The sequence below is a fragment of the Polynucleobacter sp. JS-JIR-II-50 genome (assembly GCF_018687895.1).
In the GTDB taxonomy this organism is placed as follows: domain Bacteria; phylum Pseudomonadota; class Gammaproteobacteria; order Burkholderiales; family Burkholderiaceae; genus Polynucleobacter.
In genome coordinates this window covers 304,601-321,321 of sequence record NZ_CP061307.1, presented here as the reverse complement: position 1 = coordinate 321,321, position 16,721 = coordinate 304,601, and the positions used below count along the sequence as shown (strand labels likewise).

At 39.4% G+C, this 16,721-nt stretch carries 17 protein-coding genes and 1 pseudogene; all 18 read right to left on the bottom strand.

The annotated features are described in order from the left end of the window. Positions 1 to 16: 16 nt before the first annotated feature. Complete coding sequence (locus tag FD963_RS01740; protein ID WP_215362673.1) at positions 17 to 760, bottom strand: class I SAM-dependent methyltransferase; 744 nt, start codon at positions 758 to 760, stop codon at positions 17 to 19. Continuing rightward, positions 753 to 1,685: a glycosyltransferase family 2 protein gene (locus FD963_RS01735; protein WP_215362672.1), complete on the bottom strand. Its 933-nt coding sequence runs from the start codon at positions 1,683 to 1,685 to the stop codon at positions 753 to 755. The genes FD963_RS01740 and FD963_RS01735 overlap by 8 nt, the downstream gene beginning before the upstream one ends. Before the next feature lie 67 nt (positions 1,686 to 1,752). Further along, positions 1,753 to 2,421: an FkbM family methyltransferase gene (locus tag FD963_RS01730; protein ID WP_215362671.1), complete on the bottom strand. Its 669-nt coding sequence runs from the start codon at positions 2,419 to 2,421 to the stop codon at positions 1,753 to 1,755. A gap of 255 nt (positions 2,422 to 2,676) precedes the next feature. Beyond that, positions 2,677 to 4,335, bottom strand: a complete 1,659-nt coding sequence (locus FD963_RS01725; protein WP_215362670.1) for a hypothetical protein — start codon at positions 4,333 to 4,335, stop codon at positions 2,677 to 2,679. An 83-nt stretch (positions 4,336 to 4,418) separates the two neighbouring features. Further along, complete coding sequence (locus FD963_RS01720; RefSeq protein ID WP_215362669.1) at positions 4,419 to 6,194, bottom strand: ABC transporter ATP-binding protein; 1,776 nt, start codon at positions 6,192 to 6,194, stop codon at positions 4,419 to 4,421. A 34-nt stretch (positions 6,195 to 6,228) separates the two neighbouring features. Beyond that, positions 6,229 to 6,912, bottom strand: a complete 684-nt coding sequence (locus tag FD963_RS01715; RefSeq protein WP_215362668.1) for a PIG-L deacetylase family protein — start codon at positions 6,910 to 6,912, stop codon at positions 6,229 to 6,231. Further along, complete coding sequence (locus FD963_RS01710; protein ID WP_215362667.1) at positions 6,909 to 7,955, bottom strand: N-acetylneuraminate synthase family protein; 1,047 nt, start codon at positions 7,953 to 7,955, stop codon at positions 6,909 to 6,911. The genes FD963_RS01715 and FD963_RS01710 overlap by 4 nt, the downstream gene beginning before the upstream one ends. Positions 7,956 to 7,960: 5 nt before the next feature. Continuing rightward, on the bottom strand, positions 7,961 to 8,674 hold the full coding sequence (locus FD963_RS01705; protein WP_215362666.1) for a WbqC family protein: 714 nt from the start codon (positions 8,672 to 8,674) through the stop codon (positions 7,961 to 7,963). Next, positions 8,671 to 9,735 (bottom strand): DegT/DnrJ/EryC1/StrS aminotransferase family protein, encoded by a 1,065-nt coding sequence (locus FD963_RS01700; protein WP_215362665.1) that lies wholly within the window; start codon positions 9,733 to 9,735, stop codon positions 8,671 to 8,673. The genes FD963_RS01705 and FD963_RS01700 overlap by 4 nt, the downstream gene beginning before the upstream one ends. Then, positions 9,722 to 10,177 carry a hypothetical protein gene (locus FD963_RS01695; RefSeq protein ID WP_215362664.1) on the bottom strand — a complete coding sequence of 152 codons (456 nt, stop codon included), beginning with the start codon at positions 10,175 to 10,177 and terminating at the stop codon, positions 9,722 to 9,724. The genes FD963_RS01700 and FD963_RS01695 overlap by 14 nt, the downstream gene beginning before the upstream one ends. A 2-nt stretch (positions 10,178 to 10,179) precedes the next feature. Then, entirely contained in the window at positions 10,180 to 11,229 is a 1,050-nt protein-coding gene (locus tag FD963_RS01690; RefSeq protein ID WP_215362663.1) for an N-acetylneuraminate synthase family protein, read from the bottom strand. Continuing rightward, complete coding sequence (locus tag FD963_RS01685; RefSeq protein WP_215362662.1) at positions 11,230 to 11,919, bottom strand: class I SAM-dependent methyltransferase; 690 nt, start codon at positions 11,917 to 11,919, stop codon at positions 11,230 to 11,232. Beyond that, positions 11,916 to 12,188: a hypothetical protein gene (locus tag FD963_RS01680; RefSeq protein WP_251367258.1), complete on the bottom strand. Its 273-nt coding sequence runs from the start codon at positions 12,186 to 12,188 to the stop codon at positions 11,916 to 11,918. The genes FD963_RS01685 and FD963_RS01680 overlap by 4 nt, the downstream gene beginning before the upstream one ends. 108 nt (positions 12,189 to 12,296) lie before the next feature. Then, positions 12,297 to 12,538 (bottom strand): annotated as a pseudogene (locus tag FD963_RS10400) (class I SAM-dependent methyltransferase); the annotation flags it as partial. 181 nt (positions 12,539 to 12,719) lie between these two features. After that, positions 12,720 to 13,739: a UDP-2,4-diacetamido-2,4,6-trideoxy-beta-L-altropyranose hydrolase gene (pseG, locus tag FD963_RS01670; protein ID WP_215362660.1), complete on the bottom strand. Its 1,020-nt coding sequence runs from the start codon at positions 13,737 to 13,739 to the stop codon at positions 12,720 to 12,722. Continuing rightward, positions 13,729 to 14,454 (bottom strand): cytidylyltransferase domain-containing protein, encoded by a 726-nt coding sequence (locus FD963_RS01665; RefSeq protein ID WP_215362659.1) that lies wholly within the window; start codon positions 14,452 to 14,454, stop codon positions 13,729 to 13,731. The genes pseG and FD963_RS01665 overlap by 11 nt, the downstream gene beginning before the upstream one ends. Continuing rightward, positions 14,451 to 15,632, bottom strand: coding sequence for a UDP-4-amino-4,6-dideoxy-N-acetyl-beta-L-altrosamine transaminase (gene pseC / locus FD963_RS01660; RefSeq protein ID WP_215362658.1), 1,182 nt, complete (start codon positions 15,630 to 15,632; stop codon positions 14,451 to 14,453). The genes FD963_RS01665 and pseC overlap by 4 nt, the downstream gene beginning before the upstream one ends. Positions 15,633 to 15,634: 2 nt before the next feature. After that, the gene (gene pseB, locus FD963_RS01655) at positions 15,635 to 16,633 is read right to left on the bottom strand and encodes a UDP-N-acetylglucosamine 4,6-dehydratase (inverting) (RefSeq protein WP_215299410.1); all 999 of its coding nucleotides are present in this window, start codon (positions 16,631 to 16,633) and stop codon (positions 15,635 to 15,637) included. Between the last annotated feature and the right edge of the window lie 88 nt (positions 16,634 to 16,721).

Sequence of the window (16,721 nt, the reverse complement as noted above, 5' to 3'; positions counted from 1 at the left end):
ATTAAATAACTTAAAGTTATTTGCATTCTATTTTTATATCTGAAAAAGAAAGGGGGTTATCTGAAGCCCAAAAATAAAGATTTAAGCGATCTGGAGACTTCGTTTCAAATACAAAAACTTTAGTAAAAAGATTTGCAAGGAAGATATGTAGTTCTTGCGCATTAGAAAAAGTAAGTTCAGGCATAGCCAAATTTTCTGATTTTTTTTGCGCGACGGTATATCCAGAAAAAATTCCTTTTTTTTCGCTTATTCTAGATTTTATATTTTTAAAAATATTTGTTATTTCAATTTCTGAAAAGTATTCCAGCAATGGAAAACCAAAATCCCAAATGACATTATCAAATTGACCTTCAGGCATCGAATTCGTGATATTTGCAATTTCGTAGCTAATATTTGGCGCTGAATTTTTAAGTCTTGCATTAGCTATTGCTTTTTCATCAGAATCGCAGGCCACGATACTGCTGGCCCGTAATGAATAAAAATTACGACTATTAAATCCATCGCCACATGACAATTCAAGAACTTTACCACCACTTAAGATTATGGAAGAAAAAACTCCGCGCTGTAACCACATCGCATCGCGTGTTTTCATCCATTTGTAAAACAAATCAATATGATGGTCAAAATGCTGAGGCTTAGGAGGCAAACCCCATTGCACCATCATAAGCCGCCAATGCGCATTAGCAGCCCAGCGCCTTGCAATGAATGCTTCAAATGAAATTATCCCCTCAAGAATGTCTTTAAAAATATATTTATTCATGATTCTTAAAGCCTGTGTAGAATTTCAGAAAAAAATTAGCGAACTCATTAAAAATATATCGAGCCAATCGCCTTGGAAACCATCGAGTGTTCTTATAAAATAGCTTGACAGCGTCTAGTGCTTCTATAGACTCGATGATTGGTACTCTATTGACCTCAATAGATCGGCAGCTAAGCTGCACATCAAAATCACTCGTGGCATTGCAATGTACTCCACTATTATCATTGCCTATATTCCTCACAAGACTATGCCCCGGATAAAGCGTCATCATCCCCTTAAGAAATACGCTGGCTTGCCAGCGTATTGCCCAAGACTGATTGCGGCCCTTTACTTGATTTTCAAGCATCTTTACATAAGGATAGTATCCATCTAGATTAAATTCACGCGTTAAACCACGTGAGTTAATCTCTGAAAGTAAAGATGCGCCATCAGGATTAAAAAGGCTCCAAGCTCGCCTCCAAGTAGCCCAACCCCAGCAATCTGCACCCTTAAGAAAAAAAGTTTCTGGTAAATTAGTGCCTACGGGCAATGAGTATCCATTAATAGCCGCGACCATAGAATCTTCTTTGTATAGCTCTAGAGCTTGATTCATATACTTTAAAAAAAATGGCGAAACCACTAAATCGTCTTCCAAAATAATAGCGCTTCCATAAGACCTCATTATTTCAGTGACACCCGAAATGATGGATTTTGATAGACCCAAATTTGACGGTTGCATTTTGATTTTTAAGGTCCTAAAACCCGAAATACTGTTAGCAAACGCTCGCACAGCATTTACCAAAGGAACATCTGTGGGAGATCTTGCCCCATCAGAATAAATAATAAGCTCGGAATATTTCGCCTCAGGATTTAACAATAAAGACTCGATAACCATTTTAAGATGGCTAGGCCTATTATAAGAAAAAAGAACAATAGGGGCTAACATTAATCAAGCCAAGATAAATGCCAAGCAGTTTTTTCACGGTCATTATTTACAAGAGATAGAAAAATTATCATGAACAACTTTTAAAAATCATCGTATCGTAAATTTTACATACTGGAGCATAATTTAATGTTGATAAATATATAACTAGCTCTTCAGAATTTATTTGGCTAAGACTAGATCTAAGAATTTCAACCAAAATATACATCGGTCGAAAAGAATCCCAGTAATTAGACTCCAACACTTGCATCTCAAAGCCCTCAACATCAATCGTTAAAAAATCAATCATCTGATGTGGCGGAAGATATTCACGCAATATATCTCCAAGTTTTTTAACTGGGACTTGAACTGTTTTTACAAGGTGGTAGGGTTGAGTGTTCTTAAGTTGAGCCTCTTCCTCATTAAAAGTATTTAATGCTGGTTCATTAAACTGATAATAGGTCAATAGTCCATTTTTTTTTGCAATCCCAACCTCTATATTAATATCCCTTGACCGCCTTCTATTAAATAGCTCCATTGATTTTGGGTTCGCATCTATATTAATACCACTCCACCCTTTTTTATAGAATAAGTAAGTATTAGAGAATCTAGTTGGATGATGAGCCCCAACATCAATGTAAAATCCCATCCTCTTGCCGTTTAATAGCCTATCCAACACAAGATCTTCACCACTTTGTCCATAACAACGAAATGGATTATCAAAGTGGTTGCGAATAAATTTTTTGATTAAATTTCTCATGGCATAAATATTTTTATGGGATATTTTTTTCTTATTCTTAAGAATCTAGACACTTAATCTCTAGTGTTTGGGGAAATATTAATAATTTATTATAATGAGAAAAAAATCTCAGTTGGTTGTTTGATAATAATACTACTTATAATATTGGAATAAACAACATAGAGATAATAACTTATGGATCAATGCATCTTATGTAAAGGATTCTCTTTCCTTTTTATTGAACTGCTTTAACTTAAATTATTGTTATACCTATAATTACCCAAAGTACCCATGGATTTCATTTCTAAAGTTATCTAACATTTTTAAGCATTCATAATCTTGATTTTCTTGACTTGGCTTCCTGATTATCTTAATTTCCTTACTCGAAGAAAAAACTTGAATCGGCTCTCTAAACTTTTTATAAGCTAAAACTCTAAATAGATGGGGAGATTTAAGAATTAAACCTTCAAAGATTGAGCGAATAAATGAAGATACTCTTTTACGATATCTAACACCCAAAATTTCAGTGCCGATTGCGTGGTAGCAAATAGCAATCCATCTTAATACCTCCACATCGTGCGCATTGTCTCTATGTATAAAATTCCTACATTGGATTAAATCTTGCATTTCGTTCAAATTACCCGGTTGAGGTGACATAGCCTCAATAGGATAAACAATATTTCCCGGGAAACATGCAATAACTGGCACCCCAAGAATTACACTTTCCAATGCCATTGTCGACCAACTTACTATAGAAATACTGGATTTCAATAGAACGTAATAACTAGAGATAGGATCATTTGCCTCAATAACAAAGAAATTGGGGAAATTTTTGACGCGCTCAAGTGCAGCGGCAATTAATCTGTACTCTCCCGCCTCTACTTTTTCTCGTTTATTCGGTCTTAACCTTGGATGTAACCTTATGACATAGCCCACAGAAGGGCTAGCATTATCAATGATGTAATTTAACCACTCAATTTGATCTTTAAAAAACCTTTTATCCTGCTCAAATCCATAAACAACCTCTTGAACCCTCATTTCATCGCTGCTACTAACAAATATCGAGACTAGGTGCTTATATTTGCATTTGAAGTCATCAAAGCCAGTCCAACCATCACTTCGCTTGGGGCTACTATAACTATTGAAATCTAATCCTTTAAATCGAGAACGGAAGGCTTGTATAGCGGCGCGCGTATCCTCCAAGTTACATTTATAAGCTTTAGAAGTTTCAACAAATGATGACCAATTTCTATCGTGCACTAATCTATTCTCTTCCAGGTACACTCTTTTTTTAGTTGCAGTATGGGAAAGTGCATACTCAATAGACCAGCATCTAACACCATTCTTTGCAAATCTCTCTCTTGCAACTGCATTTAAACTGTAGTTTCCATTGACGTACACAATCGCGTCTAATTTTTTTGAATCCAGTATTCTGTCGGAAAAATTTAGAACCTTAAAGCAGTCTGTCAAATAAGAAGTGTAGTTTTCAAGCTCTTCATCCTGCAGCAAAGTCTTATCATCAATTTTATTTTGCATTGCAAAGTCATAGAAAGCTAGCTTACCTACGGGAAGATCTTTATAATGAATATCCAGCAGCGAAGAAGAATTACTTGTATGCATATTCCTTACTTTTAGCAATATCTTTTCCTGCTCATGATTGGGCCTATCTAAGGCATCATTTAAACTATATTCAATATTTGGGGATAGCTCATTTTGATGTTTTTGGCATTTTTTACAGGTCGCATCACGCAGTGACTGTGGAAATTTTTGATCAACACGAATCCCTAGTGACGTCATGCTTGTGCAACGCGCTAAATCTCCAGAACACCCAAAAACATAAACGTTATTCTCCACCTCAAAATATCGCTTAAAAAACAATAAGGTTTCTTGATACATTTTAATACGTGCATCAAAAGTAAGAATTGCAATTTTCATAATTTATATTCTGCTCTGCTATGTGTAGAGCGCAGTGAAGTGGTTGAAAATAAACATCTCAAACCATAAACTAACGACTTATGTCATATCCCAGTTTTTGAATTATTTAATATCATCTCTTCGTAACCCCCAAGATTGCGACAAATACCGCTATCAATTTCGTAAATATTTGAACAACCTCTCAAGGTTGATATACGGTGGGCAATGATGATCATTGTTATAGTATCTTCAATACCAAAAATCGACTTCATTACCGCTGATTCTGTTTCATCATCAAGAGCGCTTGTAGCCTCATCGAATATGATGATATCTGCATTTTTATAGAGCGCCCTGGCCAAACCAACTCGTTGTCGTTGTCCGCCAGATAGACGAACTCCTCGCTCCCCCACATTAGCATTATATTTTCCTGGAATTGATTCTATTAAATCAAACAATTCTGCTTTGCATGCAGATTCTGATACACGATCATGATCAATCTGATTGGATGGCAAACCAAAGGCAATATTTTCAAATAATGGTCCGTCTGCTAAAAAAATCATCTGCGGAACATGCGCAATATGCGATTGCCATGAACTCAAATTAGATAGAGTAATCGCGACTCCATCCACCAATATCACACCCTGATCTGGAGTCAGTAGCCCCATAAGCATGTCGACTAGCGTACTCTTACCGCTTCCAGATTTTCCAATAATTCCTATTCGCTCACCTTTTTTAATTGTTAAATTCAACCCATTCAATACCCATTCAGAGGATTGGTCATATTTGAAATAAATATCTTTTAAAGCAATCTCATCGTTGAATTCGATAGGCTTAGCATTCTTCAGCAACTGTTTACTTGGAATCTTTATATCTAATATCTGGAGTGTGTCCTCAAGAGATGCCTGACTGGATATAACAGAAGTCCATGACGCATAGGCAGTCTGTAAAACAGGTAACAATCTTTGCGCCCCAAGAGCCATTGCTCCCAATATTGGTATTGCTGAATTTATTCCTTTTGAATTTGCAGTGAGTGCATACGCAATAAAGGCAATGAGAATAATTCCCAATGATTCAACCAGGTATCTCGGCGATTGCGAAATAAAAATATTAGCTGCCTGAGCCTTTCTCAATGGAATATTTTCAGTCTTATATATTTCGGCATAAATAGATTGAGATCCATCAATCAAAACATCCCTAATGCCACCAATCCCCTCCTGCAGTGCTTTTATAACTTTACTGGCATTAATTGCAATCAATTTACTATTGGTGTGTAGGCGATCTTTTGCAATCAAAATTAATACAAAATAAATTGATCCAAATCCAACCATACTTGAAAACGCAACTAGTGGGTTAATCCAGACTAGCGCACCAAAAATAATAATCATCATCACCAATGACGCCAATAAATTCACGGCGGGCAAAATAACATTAAATATTAGCGCGTTACTTTTTCCAGTTACCGCATCAATTGTTTCGCTACTATTTTTCTGAATATGTTCAATATAAGGTTGAAATAAAGTTTTTAGATAAACTTTGTAGCTTAATTCAGCCCCAACCATAAAAGCCAGTTTAGTACTAACCCAAAGAAGAGTGGCCCGAATTCCACCCGCCAATAGAGCAGCCGCAGAAAATACTATCGTTGCAATGAGGATTAAATTATCCGAATTAAGATTGCCAGTGAAATTAAATACCCCCATTCCACTTAAATTTTTGGGTGATGTTAGCGCCGCTAAAAATGGAATTAACGCACCAATACTTATTGCCTCCGAAAGTGCCGAAACGATCATCAGAAGCAACAAAAGGCCGAACTGTGCTCGCCTTCTCATTTCAAGGTGGCACCACAACTTAGCAATTAATTCAAATACCTTTAATGCTTTCAATATATTCCTGGCAACGGCTTAGTGTTAGATTTTTTCAATAAATACATCGTGCCAACATAAAAGCCTCAGCAGCATTAATTCCTACTGAGCTGCCCCTATAGGTTGCTAGATTTTCGACTGCCTTCAATGAACGAGGGTGCGGCCACTCCCGAAGCTCTGCCTTATATGCTTCAAGCGCCCGCAATTTGATTGAGAGAGTTGATGTTATATCTATAAAAAAATTTGGTGAGAACTGGGTGCAATTCACAGGCGGCTGCCATTCTGTAGAAGACAATGTTTCGCATACAAGCAGAGTTGTGACAGACATTCCTGGCTGAGGACGACATGCCGTAACAACCGCCCTGTAGCAAATCTGATGATCTATATTTACATCACCTGAAAACGTTGTATACACAACAGTAGGTCGCAGACGATTCACATGTTTCTCGACCACTTTTACAACATCTAAAAGCTGCAAACCATCCATCCGGTTGTCCGGAAAATCATGAAGTACAGTATCTGTCACACCCAAAATTTTACTAGCCTTTAGTGCGGCCCCCCTCAAAGCCTGCAACTTCCTAGAGTCCCTTCCTAATTCACGAGTATTCGCGCGAGAAGTTATGCCTTCCGCAAGAATAAGAATTGTGACGGAATCCCCCTGACTGATATGACGTGCAATCGATCCCCCGCAACCCAATACTTCATCGTCTGGATGTGGAACAACTATCAATACATTCATGAGAAGTCTTTTGGAGTTATTAAGGTATTAATTGATATATCTCGTACCGCCTTCTTTCCTAGCACAGCATTCTGCATACTTGTTGGCATACCTATTCCAGGTCTCTTGGCGCCTAAATTTTCAACCGTAAAAACCTCACCAGCCCGAATATCACTTACGCTGCATAAACTTCTGTAATATTTTTTACTTCCCTCTAAATCGGCAGTCGAAGGCTCTATAACCGCCCTGCCGAGGGCGCTTTCTACATGCCTAACTCGCTGAACCCAAGCCTTTAATTCGGCTGGCTCAAGGGACTCGTGCGCATGGAAAGCAAAGTCCGTGCGATCCAATATCAAACGCTTTTCAATATATGCGGCACCAAGAGCTAAAGCCGCAATATCAAGATCAGCGTCCTGAGCAGGCGACGAGAATCCTGCTGGCCATGGAAATAATTCATTTAATTTATTTATGGCTCGTAAATTCATTTGACGATCATCGATTGTATGAAAATCATGCATAAAAAGAACGGTCTCTCCACCTGATTTCTTATACCAGTCGACAATATCGTGCGCCTCTACTTCTGAGGTTGGGCCCAAATCAGCATACATAGGTTTGCCAGTTTTTCCAATTGCCTCAATGAGCTGCTTGTATGTGGAGTCCCATGCTCCAATTTTATGTGCGTCAACACCTATTCGATCCAACATCTCCACGCCCTCAATGTAATCCACTGTAGCAAAAAAATCCAAGCCCTCAGATTTGGCCTCTTTATAAATTTTTGCCCATGTTGCCTCATCGAAAACTAATTTTTGAAACATATCCTTCATCGAAACTTGCGTAGTTATTTCGCCTGTCTTAACAGGGTAATTAACACTCTCATCTGATAGCTGACTTGGATCTATAACCTGAAATTTAATAGCGTCGACACCAGCATCCTTAGCTGCCTTAATTAGCTTTAAGGCCTTGCCTAGATCACCCATGCAAGTAGTTCCGACCTCAGCAATAAGATAACAGGGATGATTTTTCCCAATTAATCGACCGCCAATATTAATCTCCATCATTGACATCCTTTTCAGTTAGTTAAAAGTAAATTTCTTTGAATATTTCCAGCAAGTAAAATGTCACGACTTTCATCGCCACAATTAAATAGCAGATCGATAATACTCAAATAGGGCACAAAATCACCATGTAATTGAGGGTAAATAGGATGAATGTAGTCCTGGAAATGAATGGCTATATTTTCTTTGTTGAAGCTTTCTTTATCAGCGTAATCCTGCCCAAGTGCCCCAAAAATATAATGGCTAGCGCCCACTTGCTTGCACATATTTAAGACCAGCCCACTTTTCTCTCCTTCGAACTTCCACTCCCCAGCAGAGCGAATTGGGACAGGAATCTTAAGAGTTTCAAGGAACCATCTCAGCATATAAGCATTCAAATCAACCAATGATTCCCATTTTCTACTATATGTATCCTCAAAAAAATCTCCGTACCTACCAAAGTAGGGAGCCTTCGAATATGAAATTTTAATGCTTCGCCAATGCTTTCTTCCCCATGGCTCTACATTATTAATCTCAATATCACTAATAGTTTTTTCAAGATATCCTTTTCTTAAGACTGGAACTGATAACCATATTGGCCCATGAGGGGTTTTTATCCTATTCCTATTATTCCAATCCTTTGGTTGATATTGAACTTGATCAAATGAAATAAATAAATCCGATAAGGCTATTTTATGAAATAAGCCAAGCCAAGGCAGGTAAACAGGTTGATGTGCAGTCAGTATCATATTTTGAAATTCTTAATGCAATTTGAGATTAATTTAACCTGCGCATCTGTTAAGGCCGGATAAATAGGCAGGGATAATGTTCTGTCGGCTATATTTTCAGCAACAGGGTATTGTTGAGGGTCTAACTTTAAATAGTTGTGAAGCAATTCAAAGCGCATTATAGGGACGATACAATTAACGCCTCCATCTAGCATATGCTTTTGAAACCTATCCCTAATAGATACATTGGGAGCAATAACAACAAATCTTTGAAGAACTGCATCTGTCTTATCTGCGCCCTTCTGAAACGACAGACCGATCGGCAAAGCATCTAAGTATTGTCGAGCAATAAATTGACGACGCCTAGTGATAGTTTCAAATCTTTTAAATTGACTCACTATCAAGCTTGCTTGAATATCGCTCATTTGAAAATTAAATCTAGGCTCATAAAAAGTCCTGCCATCAAACTGACGATAATCTTTGACTGTATTTACGAGGCTTTCATCACGGGACCAAACTAGACCGCCCTGACCACCTGTAATGATTTTTGTTGCATAAAAGGAAAAAACCGCGGCAGATCCAACCATTCCGAGCAAGCTTTCGTTATCAGCCCCCCATACCGACTGGCAACAATCTTCCACCACCACATGACTATCGATCATTTTCTGGACATCAGCTTTAGCACCAAATGTATGTACTGCAACTACAGCTGAAATATCCTGAACCTCATTTAAACCTTGGGGATCCAAACAAAATGTATCAGGCAAAACGTCCACCAATACAGGCTTGGCCTGAAGCATATAGACTGCATTTAATATTGCCGAGCAAGCATATGTGGGAATTGCCACTCTATCGCCTGTTTTAATACCTAATCCCTTTAAAGCAAGGAATAGGGCTGAAGTTCCACTAGATAATGCACAAGAAAAACCCTGTGCATATTTTTCCACAAAGAAGGATTCCAGGCTTGAAACTGCTTTACCTTGAGCTATCCAGCCAGAAGTTAAGGTTGCGTTAACCGCCTCTAAATCTTCAGTTGCAATAAGTGGAAGATTATGAGGTATGTTTAAATCAGGAGACCCCATGCTTAGCCTCAAACTCTTTACGATAGTATTCAGGTTTTATGCAATCTGGCAAGACAAGCGAGAAAGGGGGGATCTTAATATTCCGTACAATCGCTCCAGAGGCTATAACCGAATTATGACCAATAATGGCGCCTCCAAGCACTACAGCATGAGAGCCAATAAAAACATTATTGCCAATAAAAATGTCACGATACTCGTTATCCGACTCCAAGCCGATGCACCGCCTGTGGGAATCGGCAACATTGATAGCAACAAAGGATGCAATATCACAATTGTCTCCAATTAAAAGCTTTGCGCCTTTTGCATTTATTTCCGAAAAACCTCCGATATATGTTCCGCTACCTATTTCTGGTAATCCGTTTATCCAAACCAAAGGGTGAAAAGGATTATCGATATTATTTATCAGATTTAAAAAGAGTTCTTTAAAATGAGTTTGGTCCATAATCAAAACTCTATTGGTTCGCCTGCGCGATAATCCCGGAGCGCACTTCGCCCCAATAAATAATCAACAAACGATGGCGGTAAACCCCTCCCTCCGGGAACTCGTCGCATAATAAAAGATTCTTCTACGAAAGTATCCCCAGGATTAATATCTTTGGCAGCAACAATACGCCGCTGATATTCGCCTTTATTAATCTTTTCTTGGCTTGTTGGTCTTACAACTGGACTTCCAAGCATACTGTATGCCGTTCGAATACTACTCACCCAATCCAAAAGACCCGTAGGGTCCTCCGAAAACCAGTGATCTGGCCCCGGGAGATCATGTGAAAGCGTGAAATGTTTTTCTAAAAAACATGCCCCAAGAGATACGGCGATCGATGAAGCCAAAGCACCGCGCGTATGATCAGAAAAACCAATCGGAACCATGGGAAAGGCGGCTTTTAAGGCCGCAATTCGCGCAAGGTTAACATCTTTAGGAAGAGTGGGGTATTGAGATGTACATACCAATAGGATTGCTGGATAACTCTCAAGCGCCCCAATAACTTCTAGGGCTTGATAAGCTTCAGCTAAGTTGGACATCCCAGTCGATAAAATTAGCGGCAAGCCAGTTTTTGCATACTCTTTTAAAAGAGGGAGATTAGTGAAGTCATCTGAACCAACCTTAATTGCCGGAACACCTACTTTTTCTAAAATCCTTAAATCAGTAATATTTTGCGGGGTAGAAAAAAATATAATATTTGCTTTTCTACACTCCTCCTTAAGAATCTGCCATGCACTATCAGGCAACTCATAACGCTTAAACATTTCCAGCATAGATTCACTAACTTCCCGACCTTGAGACTGATAGGTAAAAATCTGCGCAGGATCATTAATAAACTGATCTGCCTTGAATGTTTGAAATTTTACTGCGTCACAACCTGCCCTGGAAGCAACGTTAATCATTTCCAATGCACGATTTATATCCCCGTTATGGTTAATCCCCACCTCGGCAACAATGAATGGCTCTTGCCCCAATCCTACTGGACGATCTCCAATTAATATCTGACTCCCCAATTAGCACTCCTTCTGTTTTGTTAGCACCAAATTGAACATATAAAAATGTTGCCAAATACGTGGGTTAATGGGCTCGATTTTCGCAGTTAAACCTACTTCGTTGGCAAGATCAAAAAATTCCTCTTTAGAAATCCAAAGCAAATCATCACATAAAGAAATTTCTCTATCGGCAGCATTTTTATCTTGATTTTTTCTTACGACTTCCTCGTAAGTCAGCCTCTTTAAAGGATCTGGATTAGCTGCAAGTAGGGCTTTGCCTCCATCCCTTAAAACACGTTTAATTTGCTTAAAAGCTGCCAAAACATTTTCTCTCCCGCTCAAATATTGAAGCACGCTGTAGGCAAGTAATTTGTCTGTAGAAGCAGACTCTAAAGGAAGATCGGTAAAATCTCCAACATTAAAATTGATGTTTGAAATTCCCAATAGATTTGCTTTTGCTCTCAAAATTAATGCTGGGCTAATGTCTATGCCGTTAATCTCCTTAAGCCATGGGGCTAAAGATAATGCCACCAACCCAGAACCACAACCAATATCCGCAAGAGATTCGCCTTGCTGTAAATTTAATAGTTTTACAATCTCTTCAATAGTGTATAAAAATCCTAAGGGATCCATAAGACCACGTCCAGTCGCCTGGAAATCATTTGACGCCAGTGCCTTATTGTCCCAAAACTCCCTCCAATTAGTATTCATGATTTTTGAGCAACCATTACAAAGAAATTTCCCCTTTTTTCCGGGGAGCGAAAAGCATTTAAGAGGCTCAACAAGGGTTTCTTTATTGAAAATCCTTTTTTTCTACTAAAAAATAATTTAATCAGCGGAATTTGATTGAGAACAGGAATATCACTGCGGATAGTCCAAAATCTGGGCTTGATAAATCCAGCATGACGCAACTCATTTCTCATAGCCAAGGGGTTCATTGGATATTCGTTAGGAGTCAATTTCCCACGCAAGTCAGCCACACCCCACTCAATTAACTCTAAAAAATCCGCTTGATTTGGCTCAATGGCAACTAGCTTCCCCCCCGGCTTGAGAACGCGCCAAGCCTCGGAATAAACTTGATCTAAAAGAGGGATATGATGGAGTACGCCACCAAAAAAACAGCGTCTTGACTTGAGTCCGGCAAATCCAGATTCTCCGCATCACCAACAACAAAATTTATTCTATCGGAATAATTTTTCCAAAGGTCCTGCGCCTGAGTGACTAGATCTGGAGATATTTCAATGCCAGTAACCTTTGCGCCACAAGCAGCAAATAAAGCGGCCGACACTCCAGATGCACTACCAATATCAGCAATCTTAAGATCTTGCATTTGGGAACCCCAAACCTTATCGAGAACCTCCTTATACTCATCCTCATCAAATGCAGCATAAATACGCTGACGAGACACTTGATCCCAAAATGCTGTTTCAGCATACTTGTCTTGTTGACTGTTCATAATATTTTTTTTATCCATTGGGATGCACTTTCATTTTGCATTGATAGAAAATTATTTAATTTAGTAAAATTTGGGCAACTCTATCTGCCCCATAGCCATCCACGAGGGTGCGCGCACTCAAGGATATTCCATGCCTAACTTGATCATTAACGACTAAATTGTAAATTTCATTCGCAATAGATCTAGCACTTAGATCAGAATGCCAGCCCAACGGTATTGCCGCTCCCGCCGCCCCCATTGCCTCAGCAATAGCAGCCTGATTATTGGCCATCGTTATTACAAGGACAGGCAATCCCATATATGCAGCCTCTAAAGTTGTGCTGCCTCCTGCAATAATTGCAAAATCCGCCCAAAGCATTTTGCTTGGCATATCGTTGGTAAAGCGCTCGATCTCTATGTAATGAACACCAGTTTTTTGCATATGATCTGCATAATCCTTTAGTCGATTTAGATGAAATGAGCTAGAACCTGCAATCACCTTTATTTCCAGCTTTACTTGATCAACGAGATCTAATGCATCTAGAAGTTGAAAGATAACCCCCTGAGGATCGGAACCCCCCAAGGTAATTAATAGGCGATTCTCTGCCTTTTGGCGCAGAGACTGACTTCTCCCTAAAAATTCTTTTCGTAATAACGCATAATTGGGCCCCATCAACATTTGAGCCGCAGACCCCAAACGATAATGACCAGGATGCGCTGAAAAATTTTGATTAAGGATTACGTCAGCATAATAAATATCAAGATGGGCCATATCGTCAATAACCATTAACTTATATCCTTTTTTTTGAATATTTACCTGATCACTTGAATCAAAATCATATCCATCAAGCACAACCCACCCAAAATAATCATCCAAACTCTCTGGCCAGGCGCACCCGAACCCAGAATCTAATGATATAAATTCATGCTTATTGGAAATTATGCGCTGAACTAGCACCTCATCTTCGATGCTACCAATGAACTGGGTTTTTGCTCCAAAATTACGGCATGCATTAGCTAAGGCTAGGCACCTCATAACATGACCAGTCCCAATCTTATTGTTGGCATTTGCTCTAAATATAATTTTAGTCGGCAAGACTTGGATTCCTCTCTGCCAAGAACTCAGCAAATTGAAACTCAAGCTCGGTATCAATATCAATACTGCGCTCTAGTGGCATCTCATAGGCCGCCAGAGGATAAGAATAATAATTCTTAGTTTTTTTAAACTCCTCAACATTGCAGATCGTTATTGCGCCATTGCACCTTGCCAACAAAGGAACTAGCGCATTGCTTCGAGACCCGGTTTGATTTAAGTATTCTGGATGGAGCGGTGTTAGCCATCCATCATCTAAAATAAGGCTACTAAAGGGTGAATGCACTTCGCGTGAGACACTCATGAGAAACTTCGCGCCAGTTTTTAAATACACATCCACTGCACCTTCAATATGCGAACTTTTACAAAAAGGGGAGGTTGGTAGCAAAATAATCAGAGTATCAAAATCCTCACCATGTAACTCAAACCATTCGAGAGCATGCAAAGCCACCTCAACTACACCCGCAGGATCTTTTGATAAAACTTCAGGGCGCATAAAAGGAATATCGACATTGAACTTCCGTGCCTCATCGGCCACCTCATCATCCTCGGTGCTGACACATATTCGATCAATAAAAGAAAGATTTTGAGCTCGCTTAATCGCGCGCCCAAGAAGGCTAACCCCTAAAAACTTTCGAATATTCTTACGAGGCAAGCGTACCGAACCAGCCTTTGCAGGAATCAGCACCAAAATTTTACCGAGCGATTGATGCGTCATGACTGATATTTAATCCCTAAAGCTTGACGGAGTGAGGCAACCACATAATCAAAGTCAGCATCCACTAATGAAGGGTACATAGGCAAAGAGATTGCCTCCCTGTAATACGCCTCCGCATTAGGGCAGTAACCAATATCAAATCCATGACGATTCTTGAAAAAAGGTTGATGGTAGATTGGAATATAGTGGACATTTACCCCGACACCCAGGGCACGCATACTCTCAAAAACTTCAAGCCTAGTCTTTTTAATCGCATCCGTCTTTAATCGAATTACATAAAGATGAAAACTGGAATAACTATCTGGATCTTGCCAGGGGATAGTCACCGGCAAAGAAGCTAAAGCAATATTATATTTTTTAGCGATACTTTGCCGAGCATCAACAAATTTATCCAGTCTATGTAGCTGACTTAATCCCAAGGCCGCTTGAATATCTGTCATCCTGTAATTAAAGCCAAGCTCAATTTGCTCATAGTACCAAGGGCCAACATTTTGACTCAGCATTGCGCTTGAATTTCGGGTAATTCCATGGCTTCTAAGTATTTGCATGCGACTTGCCAACTTCGCATCATTTGTAACGGCAACCCCACCCTCACCTGTAGTAATAATTTTGACTGGATGAAAACTAAAAACGGTAATATCGGAATATCGACAATTTCCTACTGGTTCATTTTGGTATCTTGCACCAATGGCATGTGATGCATCCTCGATAATTTTAAAGTTGTATTCATCGGCCAACTGCCGCACTCTTCTCATATCGCAAGATTGACCTGCAAAATGCACGGGTACAACCACCTTGGGTAAGGCGCCATTCTTTTTTGCTATACGAAGTTTTTCTTCCAAGGCGCCCATAGAGACGTTGTATGTAAGAGGATCGATATCAATAAAATCAACTCGCGCGCCACAATACAAACCGCAATTAGCCGAGGCGACAAATGATATCGGAGATGTCCAAAGCCAATCACCAGGCCCCAATCCCAGAGATAAGCAGCCGATATGAAGGGCGGATGTTGCACTATTTACAGCTATGGCAAAATTGGCGCCACAGTACTCTGTAATAGCATTTTCAAACTGCGGAACAACTGGCCCTTGGGTAAGCCAATCAGATCTTAAGACATTAATAACAGCGTCAATATCCCCAGCTGAGATATCTTGTCGGCCATATGGGATATTTCTCACTACTAAATTGCCCCAATTTTTGCACGGTGACTTTCTATCCAACCCTGAAGCTCTAACACACTCATCTTTTGTTGATTACTCAAGGAGTCATAACTAAAGCCTTCTACTACCTTCACTCCATTTTTAATGCGCAGTGGGTCAGAACTCCACTGATGGATGGCGGGCAAAATTTTAAAATATTCAGGATGCTCATAAGTATGATAGGAATCCTCTGGGCTAATCATCTGCTCATGGAGCTTTTCCCCTGGTCGAATGCCAATAATTTCGTGTTCGGCATTAGGAGCGACAGCCTTCGCAATATCCACAATATTCATCGAGGGGATCTTTTTTACATAAACCTCGCCACCAACCATATCCTGAAAAGCGTGCCAAACCAACTCTACTCCCTGCTCTAAACTAATCATAAAACGCGTCATACGCGTATCAGTAATTGGAAGCCTTCCTGAATCTGCTTGAGACATAAAGAAAGGAATAACGGATCCACGAGACCCCATTACATTTCCATAGCGAACAACAGAAAATCTAGTCTCTTGACCACCAGCATAAGAATTTCCAGCGACAAATAGTTTATCGGACGCCAACTTTGTAGCGCCATATAAATTAATTGGGCTGCTGGCCTTATCCGTTGATAAAGCAACAACTTTCTTAATACCTTGGTCTATGCAAGCATCAATCAAATTCATGGCGCCATTAATATTAGTCTTGACACACTCGAAAGGATTGTATTCAGCAGTAGGAACAATTTTAGTCGCGGCTGCATGCACCACAAAATCGATGCCATGCAGAGCTCTGTGCAATCTCTCTTTATCCCTGACATCACCAATAAAGAAACGAATACGTGGATCAGCCCCATAAATTTTAGCCATTTCCCACTGTTTCATTTCATCGCGGGAAAAAATGATCAATTTTTTTGGCTTAAATTTTTCCAACGTCATGGCAACAAATGCATGCCCGAAAGAACCAGTGCCGCCAGTAATTAAAATACTTTTATTTTCAAACATTTATTGTATTTAAGGAGATGGAAAAAATTAATTAAAAATTACATTCATAAGATACGTTACGTAAAACGTTTTTTCTTATAGCTCGTCA